The sequence below is a fragment of the Gammaproteobacteria bacterium genome, assembly GCA_034522055.1.
Taxonomy (GTDB): Bacteria; Pseudomonadota; Gammaproteobacteria; order JAABTG01; family JAABTG01; genus JAABTG01.
On record JAXHLS010000002.1, the window covers coordinates 1596180 to 1615211 of the forward strand.

General features: G+C 68.4%; 18 protein-coding genes and 1 riboswitch. Of the genes, 14 read left to right on the forward strand and 4 right to left on the reverse strand.

The window, feature by feature from the left end:
• Nucleotides 1–11 precede the first annotated feature (11 nt).
• Together gcvH and gcvT are read right to left on the reverse strand one after the other, a co-directional pair.
• Nucleotides 12–407 carry a glycine cleavage system protein GcvH gene (gene gcvH, locus U5S82_07800; protein ID MDZ7751550.1) on the reverse strand — a complete coding sequence of 132 codons (396 nt, stop codon included), beginning with the start codon at nucleotides 405–407 and terminating at the stop codon, nucleotides 12–14.
• Between the two features lie 74 nt (nucleotides 408–481).
• Nucleotides 482–1567: a glycine cleavage system aminomethyltransferase GcvT gene (gene gcvT, locus U5S82_07805; GenBank protein ID MDZ7751551.1), complete on the reverse strand. Its 1086-nt coding sequence runs from the start codon at nucleotides 1565–1567 to the stop codon at nucleotides 482–484.
• A 173-nt stretch (nucleotides 1568–1740) separates the two neighbouring features.
• A riboswitch (glycine riboswitch) is annotated at nucleotides 1741–1833 on the reverse strand.
• 241 nt (nucleotides 1834–2074) lie between these two features.
• On the opposite strand from gcvT, the gene U5S82_07810 reads away from it, so the two are divergent.
• The 8 genes from U5S82_07810 to U5S82_07845 all read left to right on the forward strand — a co-directional run bounded on the left by U5S82_07810 (nucleotide 2075) and on the right by U5S82_07845 (nucleotide 10127).
• Nucleotides 2075–2647, forward strand: a complete 573-nt coding sequence (locus U5S82_07810; protein ID MDZ7751552.1) for a LemA family protein — start codon at nucleotides 2075–2077, stop codon at nucleotides 2645–2647.
• A gap of 1 nt (nucleotide 2648) precedes the next feature.
• Nucleotides 2649–3572 (forward strand): GIDE domain-containing protein, encoded by a 924-nt coding sequence (locus tag U5S82_07815; protein MDZ7751553.1) that lies wholly within the window; start codon nucleotides 2649–2651, stop codon nucleotides 3570–3572.
• A gap of 119 nt (nucleotides 3573–3691) precedes the next feature.
• A complete protein-coding gene (locus U5S82_07820) occupies nucleotides 3692–4417 on the forward strand; it encodes a TIGR04211 family SH3 domain-containing protein (protein MDZ7751554.1) in 726 nt (241 codons plus the stop codon).
• A gap of 201 nt (nucleotides 4418–4618) precedes the next feature.
• The gene (gene xth / locus U5S82_07825) at nucleotides 4619–5386 is read left to right on the forward strand and encodes an exodeoxyribonuclease III (GenBank protein MDZ7751555.1); all 768 of its coding nucleotides are present in this window, start codon (nucleotides 4619–4621) and stop codon (nucleotides 5384–5386) included.
• Nucleotides 5387–5390: 4 nt separating this feature from the next.
• Nucleotides 5391–6887, forward strand: coding sequence for a 4-hydroxy-3-polyprenylbenzoate decarboxylase (ubiD, locus tag U5S82_07830; protein MDZ7751556.1), 1497 nt, complete (start codon nucleotides 5391–5393; stop codon nucleotides 6885–6887).
• Between the two features lie 159 nt (nucleotides 6888–7046).
• Nucleotides 7047–7250, forward strand: coding sequence for a 50S ribosomal protein L31 (gene rpmE / locus U5S82_07835; protein MDZ7751557.1), 204 nt, complete (start codon nucleotides 7047–7049; stop codon nucleotides 7248–7250).
• A 136-nt stretch (nucleotides 7251–7386) separates the two neighbouring features.
• The gene (locus tag U5S82_07840) at nucleotides 7387–8862 is read left to right on the forward strand and encodes a M48 family metalloprotease (protein MDZ7751558.1); all 1476 of its coding nucleotides are present in this window, start codon (nucleotides 7387–7389) and stop codon (nucleotides 8860–8862) included.
• 29 nt (nucleotides 8863–8891) lie between these two features.
• Nucleotides 8892–10127, forward strand: a complete 1236-nt coding sequence (locus U5S82_07845) for a malic enzyme-like NAD(P)-binding protein (protein ID MDZ7751559.1) — start codon at nucleotides 8892–8894, stop codon at nucleotides 10125–10127.
• Between the two features lie 291 nt (nucleotides 10128–10418).
• Here U5S82_07845 and yihA read toward each other — a convergent pair whose 3' ends face one another.
• On the reverse strand, nucleotides 10419–11021 hold the full coding sequence (yihA, locus tag U5S82_07850; protein MDZ7751560.1) for a ribosome biogenesis GTP-binding protein YihA/YsxC: 603 nt from the start codon (nucleotides 11019–11021) through the stop codon (nucleotides 10419–10421).
• 155 nt (nucleotides 11022–11176) lie between these two features.
• On the opposite strand from yihA, the gene U5S82_07855 reads away from it, so the two are divergent.
• The 4 genes from U5S82_07855 to U5S82_07870 all read left to right on the forward strand — a co-directional run bounded on the left by U5S82_07855 (nucleotide 11177) and on the right by U5S82_07870 (nucleotide 15176).
• The gene (locus U5S82_07855) at nucleotides 11177–11488 is read left to right on the forward strand and encodes a cytochrome c (protein MDZ7751561.1); all 312 of its coding nucleotides are present in this window, start codon (nucleotides 11177–11179) and stop codon (nucleotides 11486–11488) included.
• Nucleotides 11489–11581: 93 nt separating this feature from the next.
• Nucleotides 11582–12547, forward strand: coding sequence for a c-type cytochrome (locus tag U5S82_07860; protein MDZ7751562.1), 966 nt, complete (start codon nucleotides 11582–11584; stop codon nucleotides 12545–12547).
• A 141-nt stretch (nucleotides 12548–12688) separates the two neighbouring features.
• A complete protein-coding gene (locus U5S82_07865) occupies nucleotides 12689–13381 on the forward strand; it encodes a thiol:disulfide interchange protein DsbA/DsbL (protein ID MDZ7751563.1) in 693 nt (230 codons plus the stop codon).
• On the forward strand, nucleotides 13356–15176 hold the full coding sequence (locus U5S82_07870) for a GGDEF domain-containing protein (protein MDZ7751564.1): 1821 nt from the start codon (nucleotides 13356–13358) through the stop codon (nucleotides 15174–15176). Before U5S82_07865 ends, U5S82_07870 begins: the two co-directional genes overlap by 26 nt.
• A gap of 273 nt (nucleotides 15177–15449) precedes the next feature.
• Here the strand turns inward: U5S82_07870 and U5S82_07875 are convergent, their stop codons facing one another.
• Entirely contained in the window at nucleotides 15450–16280 is an 831-nt protein-coding gene (locus tag U5S82_07875; protein ID MDZ7751565.1) for a rhodanese-like domain-containing protein, read from the reverse strand.
• A 130-nt stretch (nucleotides 16281–16410) separates the two neighbouring features.
• Between U5S82_07875 and U5S82_07880 the strand changes: the two genes are divergently transcribed.
• Nucleotides 16411–18294 carry an NAD(P)H-dependent oxidoreductase subunit E gene (locus U5S82_07880; GenBank protein MDZ7751566.1) on the forward strand — a complete coding sequence of 628 codons (1884 nt, stop codon included), beginning with the start codon at nucleotides 16411–16413 and terminating at the stop codon, nucleotides 18292–18294.
• Nucleotides 18291–19031: a 2Fe-2S iron-sulfur cluster-binding protein gene (locus U5S82_07885; GenBank protein ID MDZ7751567.1), complete on the forward strand. Its 741-nt coding sequence runs from the start codon at nucleotides 18291–18293 to the stop codon at nucleotides 19029–19031. The genes U5S82_07880 and U5S82_07885 overlap by 4 nt, the downstream gene beginning before the upstream one ends.
• The last annotated feature ends 1 nt before the right edge of the window (nucleotide 19032 follow it).

Genomic DNA, 19032 nt, shown 5'->3' on the forward strand with positions numbered 1-19032 from the left:
TCTACGGCCTCCTAGTCGTCTTCTTCCTCGGCCACCGCCGTGTAGGCGTCGGCGTCGAGCAACTCGTCCAACTCGGCGGGGACGGACAGTTTCACCTTGGCGATCCAGCCGTCGCCATACGGATCGCCATTGATCGCCTCGGGGGTATCGCCCAGGGTCTCGTTGACCTCCACCACCTCGCCGGAGACGGGGCTGAAGAGGTCCGAGGCGGCTTTCACCGACTCCACCACCCCCATCTCGTCGCCCACGGCGATGGCCTGCCCCACCTCGGGCAGTTCCACGAACACCAGGTCCCCCAGGGACTCTTGGGCGTGGTCCGTAATCCCCAGGGTCACCACACCGTTGCCCTCGTCGCGGACCCACTCGTGGGATGGGCTATAACGCAGGTCTTTTGGAATGTCACTCATCGTGCTTTGCTCCGGTTTTCAAGGTTTATGACGGGTGTGACGGCCGCCATTGCGGCCGCTACCGTCGTTATAGCTCAGATATGGAGATTTGGTTGGCCGTTCTTGACGAAGGGGGGTCTGCTGATGATGACGTCATGGAGGCGCCCGCGGATCTCCACCTGCGCCGAGGTGGTGCCGGCGGGCACCCGGGCCAGGGCCACGGAACGCTCCAGGGTGGGAGCGAAGCTGCCGCTGGTGGTCTCCCCCTCGCCCTTGTCCGTGATGACCTTCTGGTGACCGCGCAGCACGCCGCGGCCCTCCAGCACCAGCCCCACCAGGATCCGTGCTGGCCCCGCCGCCCGCTGGGCCTCCAGGGCCTGGCGGCCGATGAAGTCGCGCTCGGCAGGCTCCCAGGCCACGGTCCAGCCGAGGGCGCTCTCCAGGGGCGTGGTGTCCTCGTCCATGTCGCTACCGTAGAGATTGAGTCCCGCCTCCAGGCGCAGGGTATCCCGCGCCCCCAGGCCCGTGGGGGCCACCCCGCGGGCCGCCAGCCGCGCCCACAGGTCGGCGGCCGCGTCGCCGGGCACGATGATCTCGTAGCCATCCTCGCCGGTGTAGCCGGTGCGGGCCACGAACAGCCCGTCGCCGGCCAGGGCGTGAAAGCGCTCGAGGTCCGCCAGCCCCGCCGCCAGGCCGTCGGACACCACACCGTGGACCGCATCCCGCGCCGCCGGGCCCTGGACGGCGATCATGGCCAGATCGGGACGTTCGGTCACCGCCACGTCGAAGTCCGCGGCCCACTCCCTGATCCATGCCAGATCCTTGTCCCGGGTGCCGGCGTTCACCACCATGCGGTAGGCGCCGTCATCCCGGCGGTAGACGATGAGGTCGTCCTTGATGCCCCCGGCGGGATTGAGCATGCAGGTGTAGAGGGCGGCACCCGAGGTCTGAAGCTTGGCCACGTCGTTGGCCAGGAGGTGACGCAGGAAATCCCGGGTGGCGGCCCCGGCGAGGTCCACCACGGCCATGTGGGAGACATCGAACATGCCCGCGGCCTGGCGCACCTGGCGATGCTCGTTGAGCTGGGAGCCGTAGTGGATGGGCATGTCCCAGCCGGCGAAATCCACCATCTTCGCGCCGCTGGCCACGTGGCTGTCGTACAGGGGTGTCTGGCGTCCCATAACCTTCGGTACTCCTCAAGTCTTAAGGCAAAAAAAACGGCTGCGGCCCCGCAGGCCTCAGCCGCTCCTCTGTACCTTTACCTGAGAGTTTCGCGGTTGCATGGCAACCCCTCGCCCCATCGGTGGGCCCCTCGACGCGCCACGCGCCCCTGGGGCCACTCTCCAGAGTCGGTATACCTCCCGCGGTCCTTTTGCCTGAGCGATTCCGAGCACGTTGCGCCTTCGGCGCCGGCCAGCGAGGGGCCGGTCTCTCCCACGGGTGTTAACCGAGACCCGACTATAACCCCCTGAAGGGGCGAAACCAACCCACCGGCCACCGGGTTCGCGACGCCATCGCGCGCAGCGCGCAGCACGGCCCGTCCCCAGGACTCAATGATCCCCCGGCCACGTCGCTACATCGGGGAGACATGCCGCGTCCCGGGGTCCGGGCGGCGCGGCACCGGCAGGGGGTTAGAATCCCCTTACCGCCGCGCCGCTACGGGCGCCCAACCTCGAAGGAGTAACACCATGGAAATCGGCACCTTCATTTTCTGGGGCATCGTCGCCCTGGTCCTCGTCTATGCCGCCCTCGTCTACAACAACCTGGTGCGGCTGAAGCACAACGTATCCCAGGCATGGTCCAACATCGACGTGCTGCTCAAGCAGCGCCACGACGAGCTGCCCAAGCTGGTGGAGACCTGCAAGCAGTACATGACCTACGAGCAGGAAACCCTGGAGAAGGTCATGCGGGCCCGTTCGGCGGTGCAGAACGCCCGCGCCGGCGGCGATGTGGGCGCCCTCGGCCCCGCCGAGACCCAGCTGCGCTCCGGGCTCATGAACCTGTTCGCGGTGGCCGAGGCCTATCCCGAACTCAAGGCCAACGAGAGCTTCCAGCACCTGCAGGCCCGCATCACCGGCCTCGAGAACGCCATCGCCGATCGCCGCGAGTTCTACAACGACAGTGTCAACATCAACAACATCCGCGTCGAGCAGTTCCCCGACCTGGTGGTCGCGAGGCTGTTGGGCTTCGGCCCCCGGGAGCTGCTGGAGTTCTCCGAGGAGGAGACCCGCGACGTGGACGTGAAGGCCCTGTTCTCCTGATATGGACCCCACCGCCGTGGACCCCGCGGGCTACTGGATAGCCCTGGCCCTGGCGGTGGCGGCGGCGGTGGGGGGGCTGGTGGGGTCCATCGTGTTCTACCGCCGCCTGCGCATCATCCAGGACACCCCCACCGCCAAGATACGCTCCGCCCATCAGGGCTACGTGGAACTCGAGGGTCGCCAGGAGCTGATGGACGGGGTGCCTATTGTCTCCCCCCTCACCGGCAGCCGCTGCACCTGGTACCGCTACAAGGTGGAGCAGCGCCAGACCCACCATGTCAACGGCAAGCGCCAGACCCGCTGGCGCAAGATCCGCGGCACCACCAGCGACGAGCTGTTCCTGCTGGTGGACGACACCGGGCAGTGCATCATCGATCCCGAGGGCGCGGCGGTCACCCCACGGGCCCGGGACGTCTGGTACGGCAACAGCCCCCAGCCGCCGGGGCCCGCGCCCGGGGGGCGCAGCTGGCTGGCCAGCGGCAACTACCGTTACACCGAGGAACGCATGCACGCAGCCGATGACCTCTACGCCATCGGCCTGCTCCGCACCGTGGGCGGCGCCGGCGACCCCGGCGATGCCCGCGAAGACCTGCGGGCCCTCCTCACGGCCTGGAAGAAAGACGCCGCGAAGATGCGCCAGTTCGACGCCGACGGCGACGGGCACGTCGACGCCGGGGAATGGGATGCCGCCCGCCGGGCCGCCCGCGACGAAGTGGTGCGGGCCCACGCCGAGCGCGCGGCCACCCCCGGCACCACCATCATGACCCGCCCCCGGGACCGGCGCCGGCCCTATATCCTGTCGGCCGTGCCGCAGGAGGGGCTCGCCCGCCGCTACGCCTGGTATGCCGCCGGGCTGCTGGCCCTGGGGGTGGCGGCGAGCACCGCCGCCCTGTGGTTCGCCCATCATCACGCGCCCCTGGCCTGAGGCCCCCACATCGCCGTTTCCCCTTGGGGCCCCAGGACTTCTATAATCGTCTGCCGTGCGCCGCCCGCCGGCCCGAACCACCGCCGAACCAGAACCACAGGACCGCCGACATCGATCCCATGCCGCATGCCCGCCCGGTGCCCGCATCCCCCGCCGGATTCGGTCTTCGCCTGCTCGGCGGCCTGCTCGCAACCTTGATGGCGGCCGCGGCCGCCGCCGAGACCCTGTATATCACCGACAACCTCCGGCTCGGCCTGCACGAATCACGCGAGCGCACCAGCGCGATCATCCAGCTCCTGCCCTCGGCCACCGAGCTCGAGGTGCTGGAGCGGGATGGCGGCTTCGTCAGGGTACGTGCCCCCGACGGCGCCGAGGGCTGGGTGGATGCCGCCTACCTCACGGCGGATCTGCCGGCGCGGCTGGAGGTGGCCGAACTCCAAAGCTGGAAGGCCACCCGCGAGGAGGAGCTCAAGGCGGCGTGGGCCGAGGTGGAGACCCTGCGGGCGGAACTCGCCCTGGCCTCCGGCACGGAGGTCCCCGATACCGCAACCCCACCCCGGCAAGACTATCTCCAGGCCATGGAGCGTATCGCCCGCCTCGAGGACGACAACGCGGCCCTGCGGGAACTGCTGGCCCGCCAGGCCGAGGAGGCCGCCGCCCAAGCCCCCGCAGATATGCCCCGGGAGGCCACCGCCGCTCCGTCCTGGCTGCCCGCGTGGGGACCCGAATGGGCCCTGCGTGGTCTGCTCATCGTCGCCGGCGTGCTGTTCATCGGCGGCCTCACGGCGGGCCTGTGGCTGATGGACCGCATCAACCGCCGCCGCCATGGCGGCTTCCGGGTCTAACTCTCATGGCGATACGCGCTCCTCTTTCATCATCTCGGGCGGCGCGTATCGCCATGCTCGTTCCCTCACCCCATCCCTGTACTCCGGGCATCCTGCCCTTCGCCCTGCGGGCCGCGCCAAGGCGCGTTCAAATCCGTTCCCGACGGATTTGCCCCAGAGGGAGAGGGGGAGTTCGTGCTTCGCGACTTTCACGTTAAGGCCATGCGCGTCGCCACCTGGAACGTCAACAGCCTCAAGGTGCGCCTGCCCCAGGTGCTGGACTGGCTGGCCGAACGCCAACCCGACATCCTGGCCCTCCAGGAGACCAAGCTCACGGACGAGAATTTCCCCGCCGCCGACCTGCTGGCGGCGGGCTATCAGCCCCTCTACTCGGGCCAGAAGACCTACAACGGCGTCGCCATCCTGAGCCGCGAGCCCGCCACCGCCGTGCTGCGTGACATCCCCGGCCTGGAGGATCCCCAGCGGCGCATCCTCATCGCCTCGGTGGGCCCCCTGAGAATCATCAACCTGTACGTGGTCAATGGCCAGGAGGTGGGCTCGGACAAGTACCGCCACAAGCTGGCGTGGCTGGCGGCGGTGACCGCCCATATCGAGACCGAACTCGCCACCCACCCCCATGTAGTAGTGATGGGCGACTTCAACATCGCCCCCGACGACCGCGACGTCCATGACCCGGAGGCCTGGCGGGAACGGATCCTGTGCAGTACCCCCGAGCGCGAGGCCCTGGGAGCCATGGTGTCCCTCGGCCTGGAGGACACCTTCCGGCGCTTCAACCAGGAGCCGGGCACCTTCAGCTGGTGGGACTACCGGGCCGCCGGTTTCCGCCGCAACCTGGGCCTGCGCATCGACCTCATCCTGGCCAGCGAGGGACTCGCCCGGGCCTGCACCGCCTGCTACGTGGAAACCGCACCGCGGCGCCTCGAGCGCCCCTCCGACCACGCCCCCGTGGTGGCGGAGTTCGACCTCTAGCCCCATGAAATACAAGGACCTGCGGGATTTCATCGCCCACCTCGAGGGGGCCGGCGAACTCAGGCGCATCGCCACGCCCGTGGACCCGAGGCTGGAGATGACGGAGATCTGCGACCGCACCCTGCGCCGCGGCGGACCGGCCCTGCTGTTCGAGCACCCCACGGGTCACGACATGCCGGTGCTCGGCAACCTCTTCGGCACGCCGCGGCGGGTGGCCCTGGGCATGGGCGAGGATGACGTGGGGGCCCTGCGCCAGGTGGGGGAGATGCTCGCCTTCCTCAAGTCCCCGGAACCCCCCAAGGGACTGCGGGACACCTGGGAGAAGCTGCCCGCCTTCCGCAAGGTGCTGGACATGAACCCCCGCGAACTCGGCCGCGGCCCCTGCCAGCAAAACGTCCTGGAGGCGGACGACGTAGACCTCGGCCGCCTGCCGGTGCAGACTTGCTGGCCCGGCGACGCCGGCCCCCTCATCACCTGGGCCCTGGTGATCACCCGCGGGCCCCACAAGAAACGCCAGAACCTCGGCATCTACCGCCAGCAGGTCATCGGCCGCAACCGCCTCATCATGCGCTGGCTGGCCCATCGCGGCGGCGCCCTGGATTATCGCGACTGGCGCGCCGAGTATCCGGATCGGCCCTTCCCGGTGGCGGTGGCGCTGGGGGCCGATCCCGCCACCATGCTGGCGGCGGTGACGCCGGTACCGGATACCCTGTCGGAATACGGCTTCGCCGGCCTGCTGCGGGGCAACCGCACGGAGGTGGTGAGATGCACCAACCATGACCTGTGGGTGCCCGCCGGTGCCGAGATCGTACTGGAGGGCCACATCCACCCCGGGGACCGGGCCCCCGAAGGCCCCTTCGGCGACCACACCGGCTACTACAACGAGGTGGAGGAGTTCCCGGTGTTCACGGTGGACCGCATCACCCATCGCGACGACCCCATCTACCACAGCACCTACACCGGCCGTCCGCCCGACGAGCCGGCGGTGCTGGGGGTGGCCCTCAACGAGGTGTTCGTGCCCATCCTGCGGCGCCAGTTCCCCGAGATCATGGACTTCTACCTGCCCCCCGAGGGCTGTTCCTACCGGCTCGCCATCGTCAGCATGCGCAAGGAGTACCCCGGCCACGCCAAGCGGGTGATGCTGGGGGTGTGGTCCTTCCTGCGCCAGTTCATGTACACCAAGTTCGTCATCGTCACCGACGACGACGTGGACATCCGCTCGTGGCAGGACGTCATCTGGGCCATCACCACCCGCATGGACCCGGCCCGGGACACCACCTTCGTCCACTCCTCTCCCATCGATTACCTGGATTTCGCCTCGCCGGTGTCGGGCCTGGGCTCCAAGATGGGGCTGGACGCCACCAACAAGTGGCCCGGCGAGACCCAGCGGGAATGGGGCCGCCCCATCCGCATGAGCCCCGAGGTGCGGGCGCGGGTGGACGAGTTGTGGACCGAACTCGGCATCTTCGCAGACGATGCGCCGACGGCGGGCGAGCCATGACGCCGCGGGACGCGGCTCGAACATTCGGCATCCACGCGCAGAAATCCGCCACCGGCCCTTGTGGAGAGGCGCGCGTCTCTAGTATTCTACCTTGCTCTGTCCCTGACGCGCCCCACCGGCCAGGGCCGGGACGCCCACCAACCCGAGGTTTGCAGCGCAATGAAGTCCGACATCCACCCGGCCTACCGCGAAGTCACGGTGACCTGTAGTTGTGGCAACAGCTTCACCACCCGTTCCACCGCCAGCCAGGACATCCACCTGGAGGTGTGCTCGGCCTGCCACCCCTTCTATACCGGCAAGCAGAAGATGATGGATACCGCCGGGCGCGTGGACAAGTTCCGCCGCAAATACGGCATGAAATAGGCCCGACCCGCCGCCGCCGCCGCCACGAGACGCCCCTCCGCGGGGCGTTTTTTGTGGCTGCAGGTCCACCGGAGGAGGCCATCACCCGGCATCGTGGGCTAGAATCGATTTGCTGCCACCAGCGGGGATCAGAATCATGAGCATACGCACCACCCTGGGGGTCATGGCCGTCACCCTGGCCGGGATCCTGTCCCTGTCCGGCTGTGCCGTGAATCCGGTGAGCGGCGAGCAGGAGTTCGTCCTCATGTCCGAGGGCCAGGAGCTCGCCCTCGGGCGCCGCATGCACCCTCAGATCCTGGAGCAGTACGACACCTACGACGACCCCGAACTGCAGGCCTACGTGCAACGGGTGGGCGAGAAGCTGGCGGCCAAGAGTCACCGCCAGGACCTCATCTACCGCTTCACGGTGCTGGACAGCGACGAGGTGAATGCCTTCGCCCTGCCCGGCGGTTACATCTACATCACTCGCGGACTCATGTCCTACTTCCAGTCCGAGGAAGAGCTGGCGGCGGTGCTGGGCCACGAGATCGGCCACGTCACCGCCCGTCACAGCGTGCGCCAGTACTCCACCCAGCAGGCCACCGGTCTCGGCATCGCCCTCGGCAGCATTCTGGTGCCCGAGTTGCGGGACCGCAACATCCAGAATCTGCTGGGCTCCCTGGGCACCGCCCTGGTGCGGGGCTACGGCCGCGAACACGAACTGGAGGCCGACCGCCTCGGCGCCGAGTATCTCGCCCGCACCGGCCGCGACCCGGAGGCCATGATCGACGTCATCCGCGTTCTCAAGGCCCAGGAGGAGTTCGAAAAGGAACGGGCGCAACAGGAGGACCGGGAGCCCAAGACCTATCACGGCGTGTTCGCTACCCATCCCGACAACGATACCCGCCTCCAGGAGGTGGTGGCGGCAGCCGGCCGTCATCACGAGGGCACCTACCGCGAACCGGATCGCGCGGCCTACCTGCGGCGGCTCGAGGGCGTGCCCTTCGGCCCGCCGGCCAAGGAGGGCGTGGTGCGGGGCAACGGTTTCTACCACCGCGACCTCGGCTTCGCACTGCGCTTCCCCGAGGGTTGGCGCATCGAGAACAAGTCGGACCGCGTGCTGGCCATCGCCCCCGGCAACGACGCCGTGCTGCAACTCACCGCGCAGGAACTCAACAAACGCCTGGGGCCGCGCCAGTTCATGGCCGAGCGCATGAACCTTAAGACCCTCGAGGACGACCGCACCATGGACATCAACGGTCTGCCCGCCCACACCGGCCTGGCCCCCATCCAGAGCCCCTGGGGCCGGCGGCTGGCCCGCCACACGGTGATCCTGTTTCGCGACCGCGCCTACGTCCTCACCAGCGCCGCCAAGGACCCGGACAAGCCCCGCGCCTACAATACGGCGATCCTCAACACCGCCTTCAGTTTCCACCCCCTGACGCCCAAGGAGCGGGAACTCGCGACTCCCCTGCGCCTCGCCGTGATCCGCGCCGGCAGCAATACCCGCTTCGCCAACCTGGCGGCGAAATCCCGCATCTCCAGCTATGCCGAGGCCAGGCTGCGGCTGTTGAACGGCTATTATCCCGACGGCGAGCCCCGGCCCGGCGAGTTCATCAAGGTGGTACGCTGAGCCAGGCCCCATGCCCACCGGAAGACCCCATGTACGATGACCTGAAGACCGCCGCCCTCGCCTATCACGAGAAACCGACCCCGGGCAAGATCGCCCTCCACACCACCAAGCCGTGCACCACCCAGGAGGAGCTGAGCCTGGCGTACACCCCCGGGGTGGCGGAGCCCGTGCGGGCCATCGAGCAGGACCCCGAGGCCGCCTACCGCTATACCGCCAAGGGCAATCTGGTGGCGGTGATCACCGACGGCAGCGCGGTGCTGGGGCTCGGCAACACCGGTGCCCTGGCCTCCAAGCCGGTGATGGAGGGCAAGGCGGTGCTGTTCAAGCGCTTCGCCAACATCGACGTGTTCGACATCGAGGTCAACGCCGATACCCCGGAGGACTTCATCGAGACCGTGGTGCGCATCTCCCCCACCTTCGGCGGCATCAACCTGGAGGACATCGCGGCCCCCCACTGCTTCCATATCGAGCAGACCCTCATGAAACGCCTGGACATCCCGGTGTTTCACGACGACCAGCACGGCACCGCCATCATCACCGCCGCCGGCCTGCTCAATGCCCTCGACATCCAGGACAAGTCCCTGGCCCAGGCGCGCATCGTGTGCCTGGGGGCGGGGGCCGCCGGCGTCGCCACCCTGTCCCTGCTCGTGGCCCTGGGGGCGCGGCCGGAAAACATCCTGGCGGTGGACCGCAAAGGGGTCCTCCACGACGGGCGCGACGACCTCACGCCGGAGAAGCGGGGCCTCGCCGTGGCCACCGGCGCCCGCACCCTGGCCGATGCCATGGCCGGCGCGGACGTGTTCCTGGGGCTGTCGGGGCCCAACCTGGTGAGCGAGGCCATGCTGAAGAGCATGGCGCCACGGCCGGTGGTGTTCGCCCTGTCCAATCCCGACCCGGAGATCAGCCCCGCCCTGGCGCGATCGTCCCGGGACGATCTCATCATGGCCACGGGCCGCAGCGACTACCCCAACCAGGTGAACAACGTATTGGGGTTTCCCTTCATCTTCCGCGGCGCCCTGGATGTGCATGCCCGGGCCATCAACCGGGCGATGCATATTGCCGCCGCCACTGCCCTGCGGGACCTGGCCCGGGAGCCCGTACCCCGGGAGGTATTGGATGCCTACCGCCTGGAGCGCTTGGAGTTCGGGCCCGACTACATCATTCCCAAGCCCTTCGACCCCAGGCTCATCGACCGGGTGCCCCCCGCCGTCTCCCGGGCCGCAATGGACACCGGGGTGGCGCGCCGCCAGCGGAAGATGCCCTGAGGGGTGATGGCCAGGAGGGAGGCGTTGAGGAATCCGGCGCTTCCCGAGAGAGGCGGGAGCCACCGCACCGCCTCCCAAAATAAAAAGGGATATTCTGCGGCCACGGCCGGGAAACTTTCTCGACGGCCCCCGGTCATAATAACCAGAACGCAGGATTTGCGTTCACCGCTCGCCCTCCCTCGAGCGGGTTAGCCGGCCTCCGGGCCGGTGTTTCAGAGGCCCCGGTTTTTCCCCTCCCCCCGAACATGGAAACCGGGGCCTTTTTTTATGCGCTGTTCACGGAGACCGGATTCACCGTCCCTCGCCAAGCCATCCCGATACCCGCTCCCGCAGCGCCTCCACGCCCTGTTTCTTCAAGGCCGAGAAAAGCTGCACGCTGACCTCGGACGCCATCTCCCCGCAGCGCGCCCGGGCCGCCATCAAGGCCTCGTTCTGCTGGCCGCGACCCAGCTTGTCCGCCTTGGTGAGGAGCAGATGCACCGGCAACCCGGCCGCCTCGGCCCACTCCAGGAGATGGAGGTCGAGGTCCCGGAAGGGATGGCGGATATCCATCACCACCACCAGACCCGCCAGCGAGACACGCTCGGCCAGGTAGCGCCGCAGGGTGTGTTCCCACTGGCGCTGGATGGCGGCCGGCACCCTGGCGAAGCCATAGCCGGGGAGATCCACCAGCCGTGCGTCCTCCGTAACACCGAAAAAGTTGAGTTCGCGGGTGCGGCCTGGCTGCTTGCTGGTGCGCGCCAGGGCCTGGCGCCGTGTCAGGGCATTGAGCACACTGGACTTGCCGGCGTTGGAGCGGCCGGCGAAGGCCACCTCCCGCCCGAGGTCTGGAGGAAACTGGGCCGGGGCCCGTGCGCCGGCGATGAATTCGGCCTTCTCGAAGGCGAAGGACATAGTGTGATGAAAACCTCAATAATGACGGCCGATCCGGGGTACGAAAATTGACCGGCCGCGGGTGATCCTGTTATATACGCGTTGCCGATTTTTTCGCCGTGCCTTTTCGCACCGTTAAAAGGCACAATATACCTTCTATTCTTCAGGAGTTGGACATGAAAAAAATCATCCTCGCCTCTGTCGCCTGTGCCCTGATTGGCACCTTCGGAACCGTCCAGGCCGGAGATGCCGCCGCCGGCAAGGCCAAATCCGCCACCTGCGCCGGATGCCATGGCCCCGACGGCAACAGCCCGACCCCCATGTATCCCAAGATCGCCGGCCAGCACGCCCAGTACCTGGTGAAGGCCATCAAGGCCTACAAGAGCGGCGAGCGCAGCGACCCCACCATGAAGGCCATGACCGCGGCCCTGTCCGACGCCGATATCGAGAATCTCGCCGCCTACTACGCAAGCCAGTCCTGCAAGTAAGCGTCGCCCCCGAAAGGCCCCTCCAGCGAGGGGCTTTTTTGCGTATCACGTATTAGTATTTCAAGACATAATTCTATGCATTCCTGCCGCGCCATGAAGATCACGACACCTCTGCTGTCCCTCGCCCTGCTGCTCGCCCCCGTCCTGGCCGTCCAGGCGGCGGGTGACCCGGAAGCCGGCAAGGCCAAATCCGCCTCCTGTGCCGGCTGTCACGGCCCCGACGGCAACAGCCCCTCGGCCGAGTTCCCGAGGATCGCGGGCCAGGGGGCGGCCTATCTCGAGAAACAGCTCAAGGACTACAAGGAGGGCCGGCGGGAGAATGCCATCATGCTCGGCATGGTGGCCGGCCTGTCCCCCGAGGACATGGCCGACCTGGCGGCCTACTTCGCCGCCCAGACGGCCACCGCCAGCCCCACCGACCAGGGACTCGCCCTCACGGGTAAGGATCTGCACTGGGGTGGCGATGCCCACAAGGGCATCGCCGCCTGCATGGCCTGCCATGGCCCCAATGCCAAGGGCAATCCCATGGCGAGGTTTCCCATGCTGATGGGCCAGCACGCAGCCTACACCGAGAAGACCCTGAAGGCGTTCCGCGCCGGCGAGCGGCATAACGACCCCAACGAGATGATGCGCCGGGTGGCCGCCAAGCTGTCCGACAAGGACATCGCCGCCGTCGCCGCCTACTACAGCGGCGCCGGTGCCGATGCGCCGGCGCCGGCGTCCGGCTCCGAACGAGGTGCTGGCGAGGACCAGGCCGCTGCCCCGCCCCCCACGCAACAGGCCGCGACGCAAGAGCCGCAGGTCGCCTCCAAATCCGGCGACCAGGTGATCAAGACTGCCTGTGCGGCCTGCCACGCCACGGGTGCCGCGGGTGCCCCCAAGCTCGGCGACACCGCGGCCTGGGAGCCGCGGGCCGCGAAGGGACTGGACACCCTGCTTCACAACTCCATCAACGGCATCGGCGCCATGCCGCCCCGCGGCGGCCACATGAACCTCAGTGACGACGAGTTGCGCAAGGCCGTAGTGGTAATGCTGGAACGGGCGGGCCTCACCCCCTGACGCCGCCGTGGCGGGCCCTACGCCAGGCCCATGCCCAGCGCGTGGCCGGTGGGTCGTTGCGGTGGAACCGCCCGCGGGAGTGGGGAGTCGTATCAAGGGTGATCGCCGCACCAGTCCCCAGCACAGCAACCGGAGAACACCATGATCAGAAGCGCCCTTTCCCTGTTGATCCTCCTGTGGTCCGTCAACGGCGCCGTCGCCCAGGAGTCTGCGCCACCGGATGGGGACCCGTTGTTCGACATCGCCGGCCAGTACGCCGCGGTGGAACCGCCCCAGCCCACGGCTGACCCGGCCCGGGTGGAGGTGGTGGAACTCTTCTGGTATGGCTGCCCCCACTGCTACACCTTCGAGCCCCATCTGAAGGAATGGCTGGCCGGCAAGCCCGAGCACGTGGATTTCCGCCGCACCCCGGCGGTGTTCCGCAAGAACTGGATCCCCCACGCCCAGGCCTACTACGCCGCCGAGACCCTGGGGGTGCTGGAGCAGTTCCACAGTCCGCTGTTCAAGGCCCTTCACGACGACAAGCGCCAGATATTCACGCCGGCCGAAGTGGTGGACTTCGTGGCCGAGCAGGGCGTCGATCGGAAGGCCTTCATCGAGGCCTACAACTCCTTCGCCGTGAAGAGCAAGGTCAAGCAGGCCATCGTCATGACCCAGCGCTACGGCATCACCGGCGTACCCTCGGTGGTGATCAACGGCAAGTACCGCACCTCGGGCTCCATCGCCGACGGCTTCCCGGGCATGATCGATGTCATGAACGTGCTGATCGAAGAGGAACACAAGGATCTCCGTACCCGGCACGCCCGAAGTGAGCCCACCCGAGCCGCCAACTGAGGAGGACGGCGGCTGGAAAGGCCGCTACCTCGACAGTCTCGACGAGCTGGAGCGCCGGGAGGCGGAATACCGGGAGCTAGAGGACCTCCTGCGCCGCGCCCTGGGACGCCTGGCCTTGGCGGGCCTGGGTTTCGATCCCGCTCTCGATCCCGCTCTCGAGCAGCTGCGCAAGAGCCTCCGCAACCACGGCGATGCCCACCACATCGCCGCCCTGACCAGCCGTATCGCCGATCAGGCCACATCCCTCAAGGAGACCACGGCCCCGGCCGCAAAGGCCCCCGGCGAGGTGCTCGCCGCGTTACTGGAAGACCTGCCCCTGCCCCGAACCAAGGCCCGCGAGGCCGGTGTCCTGAGTCAGGAGCTGCGCGCGGGCGACCATGGGGAAGAGACCCTCGAGCGGGTGAGGGCCTTCCTTTCCGAGGTCCTGACAGGGCCCGCCCAGGCGGCCTCGCCAGGCGGACTCAAGGGCCTGCTGGGACGCCTCGGCAGTATCACCCCAGGGCCCCCGCCGGCGCCCGGCGACGACCCCACGATAGAGGCGGTGGGCGACGAACTGGCCCGCCTGGTGGCCGGACTCGACACGGCAGGGGGGCACCGTGAGGACGCACGCGCCCTCACCCGGCGTCTGGCGGCGGCTCGGCGCATGGTCGAACTCAAGCCCCTGCTCAAAGACCTCGGCCGCCTGCTCAAGGCCCGGGAGATGGAACGGGGCGCGGGGCACCGGCCGGTCGCGGATGACAGCAGCATCGTCTCCGCCCTCGCAGCCCTGGTAGAGCGCTTCGACCTACCCGCGGCCCTGGCTGATCGACGCAAGTCCATCCTACGGAAACTGCGCCACCACTCGGCAAATGCCCCCCTCACGGCCGTACTCACCGAGGTCGCCGATCTGGTGGCCGCCATGCGCCAGGATCTGCTGCGCCAGAGCAACGAGCTGGAGCAGTTCCTGTTCGGGGTCAACCAGCGGCTGCGCCACATCGAGCAGCACATCGGCGATGCCGATGTCACCCGGCGCGACAGCGAGGACAGCGGCCGGACCCTGGACAGGCAGATGCGGGAAGGCGTGGCCACCATGCGCCACTCCCTGGCGGCGGCCGCCAGCCTGGATCAGGTCAAGGGCGCCATCGTGAAGGGGCTGGACCTGGTGGAAAACCACCTCGACGACCACCGGGCACGCGAGGCCGAACTCCACCAGCGGGCCGACCGGCACATCGCCAGCCTGCGGGAACAGGTGCAGGTGCTGGAGGGCGAAGGCGCCCATCTGCGGCAGCGCCTCAAGGAGGAGCAAAAGAAGTCCATCACAGATGCCCTCACCGGCGTCTATAACCGCCAGGCCTATGACGAGCACATGGCCAAGAGCTACGCCCACTGGAAGCGCTACGGTGGCCACCTGGCCGTGATCATGATCGACATCGACAACTTCAAGGCCTTGAACGACACCTTCGGTCACCTGGCGGGGGACAAGGTGCTGAAGGCGGTGGCCGGCCATCTGGGCAAGCAGGTGCGAGAGAGCGACGTGCTGGCACGCTACGGCGGCGAGGAATTCGCGGTGATCCTGCCGGAGACCGATTGCCGGGACGCCCTGGGAGTGGCCGACAAGCTGCGGGCCCGGGTGGAGGCCTTCGGCTTCCGGCACAAGGGGGAGCCGGTACGGGTGACCGTGTCCTGCGGCGTCACCGGCTTTCGCCACGGCGACACCCCGGAGACCACCCTCGGGCGCGCCGATAAATTGCTCTACCGGGCCAAGGAAGAGGGCCGCAACCGCTGCATCGCCGACTGCCCGGGAGGGGTCGGGTAAGACCCTTGATGGAACCACGAAATACACGAAATAACCGAAATTCACTAATCGGATGTAGGTCGGGATTCATCCCGATATCCGCCCCCGCCCCGTGCACCCCGCGCCGGGTCAAAATCCCCGCCGGCGGGCTGTCGGACTGAAGCCCGACCTACAGCCCGGCCTGCAGGCCGAACGGCGGCCCGACCCACAGCCCGACCCGCAAAAAAATTTCGTATTTTTCGCGTATTTCGTGGTTTACCGGGTCTATTTTCATATATTTACGTGTTTCGTGGCTTACCGGGTCTCAACCTCCACCGGGGTATCGTCGCGGTTGCCCCATTCCGACCAGGCCCCATGGTAGCCTCTGACGCGGTCGAAGCCCAGCGCCTTGAGCATCACATAGGTATGGGACGAGCGGTGGTGGGTCTGGCAATAGACCACCACCTCCTTGTCGGGCACCACGCCGAGGGCCGCCAACTCCTCCAGCAACTCCGGGGCGGGACGCAGGCGCAGGTTGCGCGCCGGGTCCATGGCCCGCACCCAGTCCATGTTCACGGCCCCCGGGATGTGCCCGCCGCGGGCCGAGTAGCGCCGGGTGCCGCTGAATTCGTCCGGCGCCCGACTGTCCAGGCAGGCCACGGCCGGGTCCGCCAGGCGGGCCATGATCCAGTCGGCGTCGGCCACGAAATCCGGGTGGATGGTCACGTCCCGGCGCCGGGGTTCGGGTTCCACGATGTCCACCGCCGTGGGGTGTCCCTCGTTGGCCCAGGCATGAAGGCCGCCGTTCAAGAGGGACCAGCGGTGATGGCCCACCGCATCCAGGGTCCACAACAGGCGTCCGGCCTTGCCGCCGCCCTCGTCGTCGTAGGCCACCACGTGGGTGTCGGGGGTGACCGCCAGGGTGGACATCACCGCCGTCAGGTGCTCGGCGTCGGGCAGCAGGCCGGCCACCGGGGGCCGGGCGGCCACCAGGGCGCCGTAATCCAGGTACATGGCGCCGGGCACGTGAAGCTGCTGATGGACCTCGGGACGGGACAGATCCACCACCAGCAGGTGGGGCGTGCCGAGGTTGGATTCGAGTTCCCCGGGCTCGACGATGAGGGGCAGGGCGGGTGCGGTTTCCATCCCTACAGCATAACGCGACCGGCCCTGCTGAACAGGGGGTGGTGGTGGGGGAGATTGCGGGCCGCCCGCCCCCACCCGCAGCTGACCTGGAACAGGGTTGACCGCCACCGGGAAGCTATACTCTCTTCTTATGTCCACCGACTCCCTCACGGTCGCAGCCGCCGCGGCCCTCGATGCCATCCTCGAGCGCCATGGCCGGCGCCCGGAACAACTCCTGCAGGTCCTGCGGGAGATCCAGGAACACGCGGGCCACGTGCCGGACGCGGCTCAGCTCCGGATCGCCCGCGCCCTCGGCCTGCCCCTGAGCCGGGTACGCGGGGTCATCGGCTTCTATGCCTTCCTGTCGCCCGTGCCCTGGGGCCGTTACCGGGTGCTGTTCTCCGACAACATCACCGACCGCATGCAGGGCAACTTGGAACTGCTGGACCACCTGTGCCGGCGCCTGCTGCTGGAGCCCGGCCGCATGTCCGAGGACGGCCTGGTGTCGGTGGATACCACCTCGTGCACCGGCCTGTGCGACCAGGGCCCGGGCCTGCTGGTGAACGGCTGGGCCATCCCGGGGATCAGCCGCGAGCGCCTGGATGTCATCGCCGACCTGATCCTGGAAGGGCGGCCCGTGACGGCATGGCCGGCGGAGCTGTTCGCCATCGCCGACAACGTGCGCCGCGCCGGCATGCTGCTGGACAACGACCTGCGCCCCGGCGACGCCCTGCGGGCCGCCCTGGCGCGGGGCGACCTGTCCGAGGTGGAGCAGGCCGCCAACACCCGCTCCTGGCGGGAGGCCAACATGGCCCCACCCCAGGGCCCCGTGGCCACCCTGAACGAGATCCGTGCCGCCAACCTGCGCGGCCGGGGCGGTGCCGGCTTCACTACCGCCTACAAATGGGAGTCCTGCCGCAACGCCCAGGGCGAGCAGCGCTACGTGGTGTGCAACGCCGACGAGGGAGAGCCCGGCACCTTCAAGGACCGGGTGTTGCTGGCGAGCCACGCCGACCTGGTGTTCGAGGGCATGACCGTGTGCGCCTACGTGGTGGGCGCCGGCCGGGGCTTCCTGTACCTGCGGGGCGAGTATCGCTACCTGCTGGAGCCCCTGGAGGCGGTGCTGACACGCCGCCGCCGTGACGGCCTGCTGGGAAAGGACATCCTCGGCATCCCCGGGTTCAGCTTCGACATCGACATCCACCTGGGGGCCGGGGCCTATGTATGCGGGGAGGAATCGGCCCTCATCGAGTCCCTGGAGGGCAAGCGGGGGATCCCCCGCAACCGCCCCCCCTACCCGGTGACCCACGGCTATCTCAAGCACCCCACCACGGTGAACAACGTGGAGACCTTCTGCGCCGCCGCCCTCATCGCCGCCCGCGGCGGCGAGTGGTACCGTGCCACCGGCACCGCCAAGTCCGCCGGCACCAAGCTGATGTCGGTGGCCGGCGACTGTGCCCTCCCCGGCATCTACGAGGTCCCCTTCGGCACCACGGTGGCGGAGCTGCTGGAGATGGCCGGGGCCGAACATACCCAGGCGGTGCAGATCAGCGGCCCCTCGGGCACCTGCATCGGGGTCGACGAGTTCCAGCGCCGCATCGCCTTCGAGGACCTGGCCACCGCCGGCGCCTTCACCATCTTCGACGATTCCCGCGACATGTTCGAGGTGGCCCGCAACTATGCCCACTTCTTCGCCCACGAGTCCTGTGGCTTCTGCACCCCCTGCCGGGTGGGCACCGCCATCCTCAAGGCCACCATGGACAAGATCCACGAGGGCCGCGGCGCGCCCTGCGACCTCCATGAGATCGCGCAGCTGGACGATGTGCTGCATCAGAGCGCCCACTGCGGCCTCGGCCACACCGCCTGCAATCCGACCCTGGATACCCTCAAGCGCTTCCGGCCCGTCTACGACCGCCACCTCGATCACCTGGATTTCGAACCGGCCTTCGACCTCGACGGCGCACTGCGCCGGGCCCGCCAGATGACGGGTCGCGACGATGCCGATGCCCACTTGGACGGGGAGCCCGCGCCATGACCGATCAGCCCACCTTCACCCTGGACGGCGAGGAGATCCCCTTCGCGGAGGGGCAGACCGTGCTGCAGGCGGCCCTGACCGCCGACGTCTACATCCCCCACCTGTGCTACCACCCGGAGTTCAAGCCCCACGGCAGCTGCAAGGTGTGCACCATCCGCGCCGACGGCCGCAACGCGGCCGCCTGTACGCTGCCGGCGCGGGCCGGCATGGCGGTGGAGAGCGCCAGCGATGCCCTCAACGGCCTGCGCAAGGTCCTGGTGCAGATGCTGTTCGCCGAGGGCAACCACTTCTGTCCCGCCTGCGAGGCGAGCGGCGACTGCCAGCTCCAGGCCCTGGGCTACGACCTGCAGGTGACCACCGCCGGCTTCCGCCACTTCTATCCGGTGCGGCCGGTGGACGCCTCCCATCCCGAGCTGTGGCTGGACTTCAACCGCTGCATCCTGTGCGAGCTGTGCGTGCGTGCCTCCAACGAGGTGGATGGCAAGTCGGTGTTCGGGCTGTCGGGCCGCGGCGCCGGCAAGCACCTCATCGTCAACGCCCTGTCGGGGCGCCTGGCGGATACCGACATCGCCGTCACCGACAAGGCGGTGGAGGTCTGCCCGGTGGGCGTCATCCTCAAGAAGCGCGACGGCTTCGCCGTGCCCATCGGCCAACGCCGCTTCGACCGGAGCCCCATCAGCGCCCAGGCCGCCCGCGACGCACCGCGCGCGGCCCGCGGGTCCAAGGAGGACGCCTGAC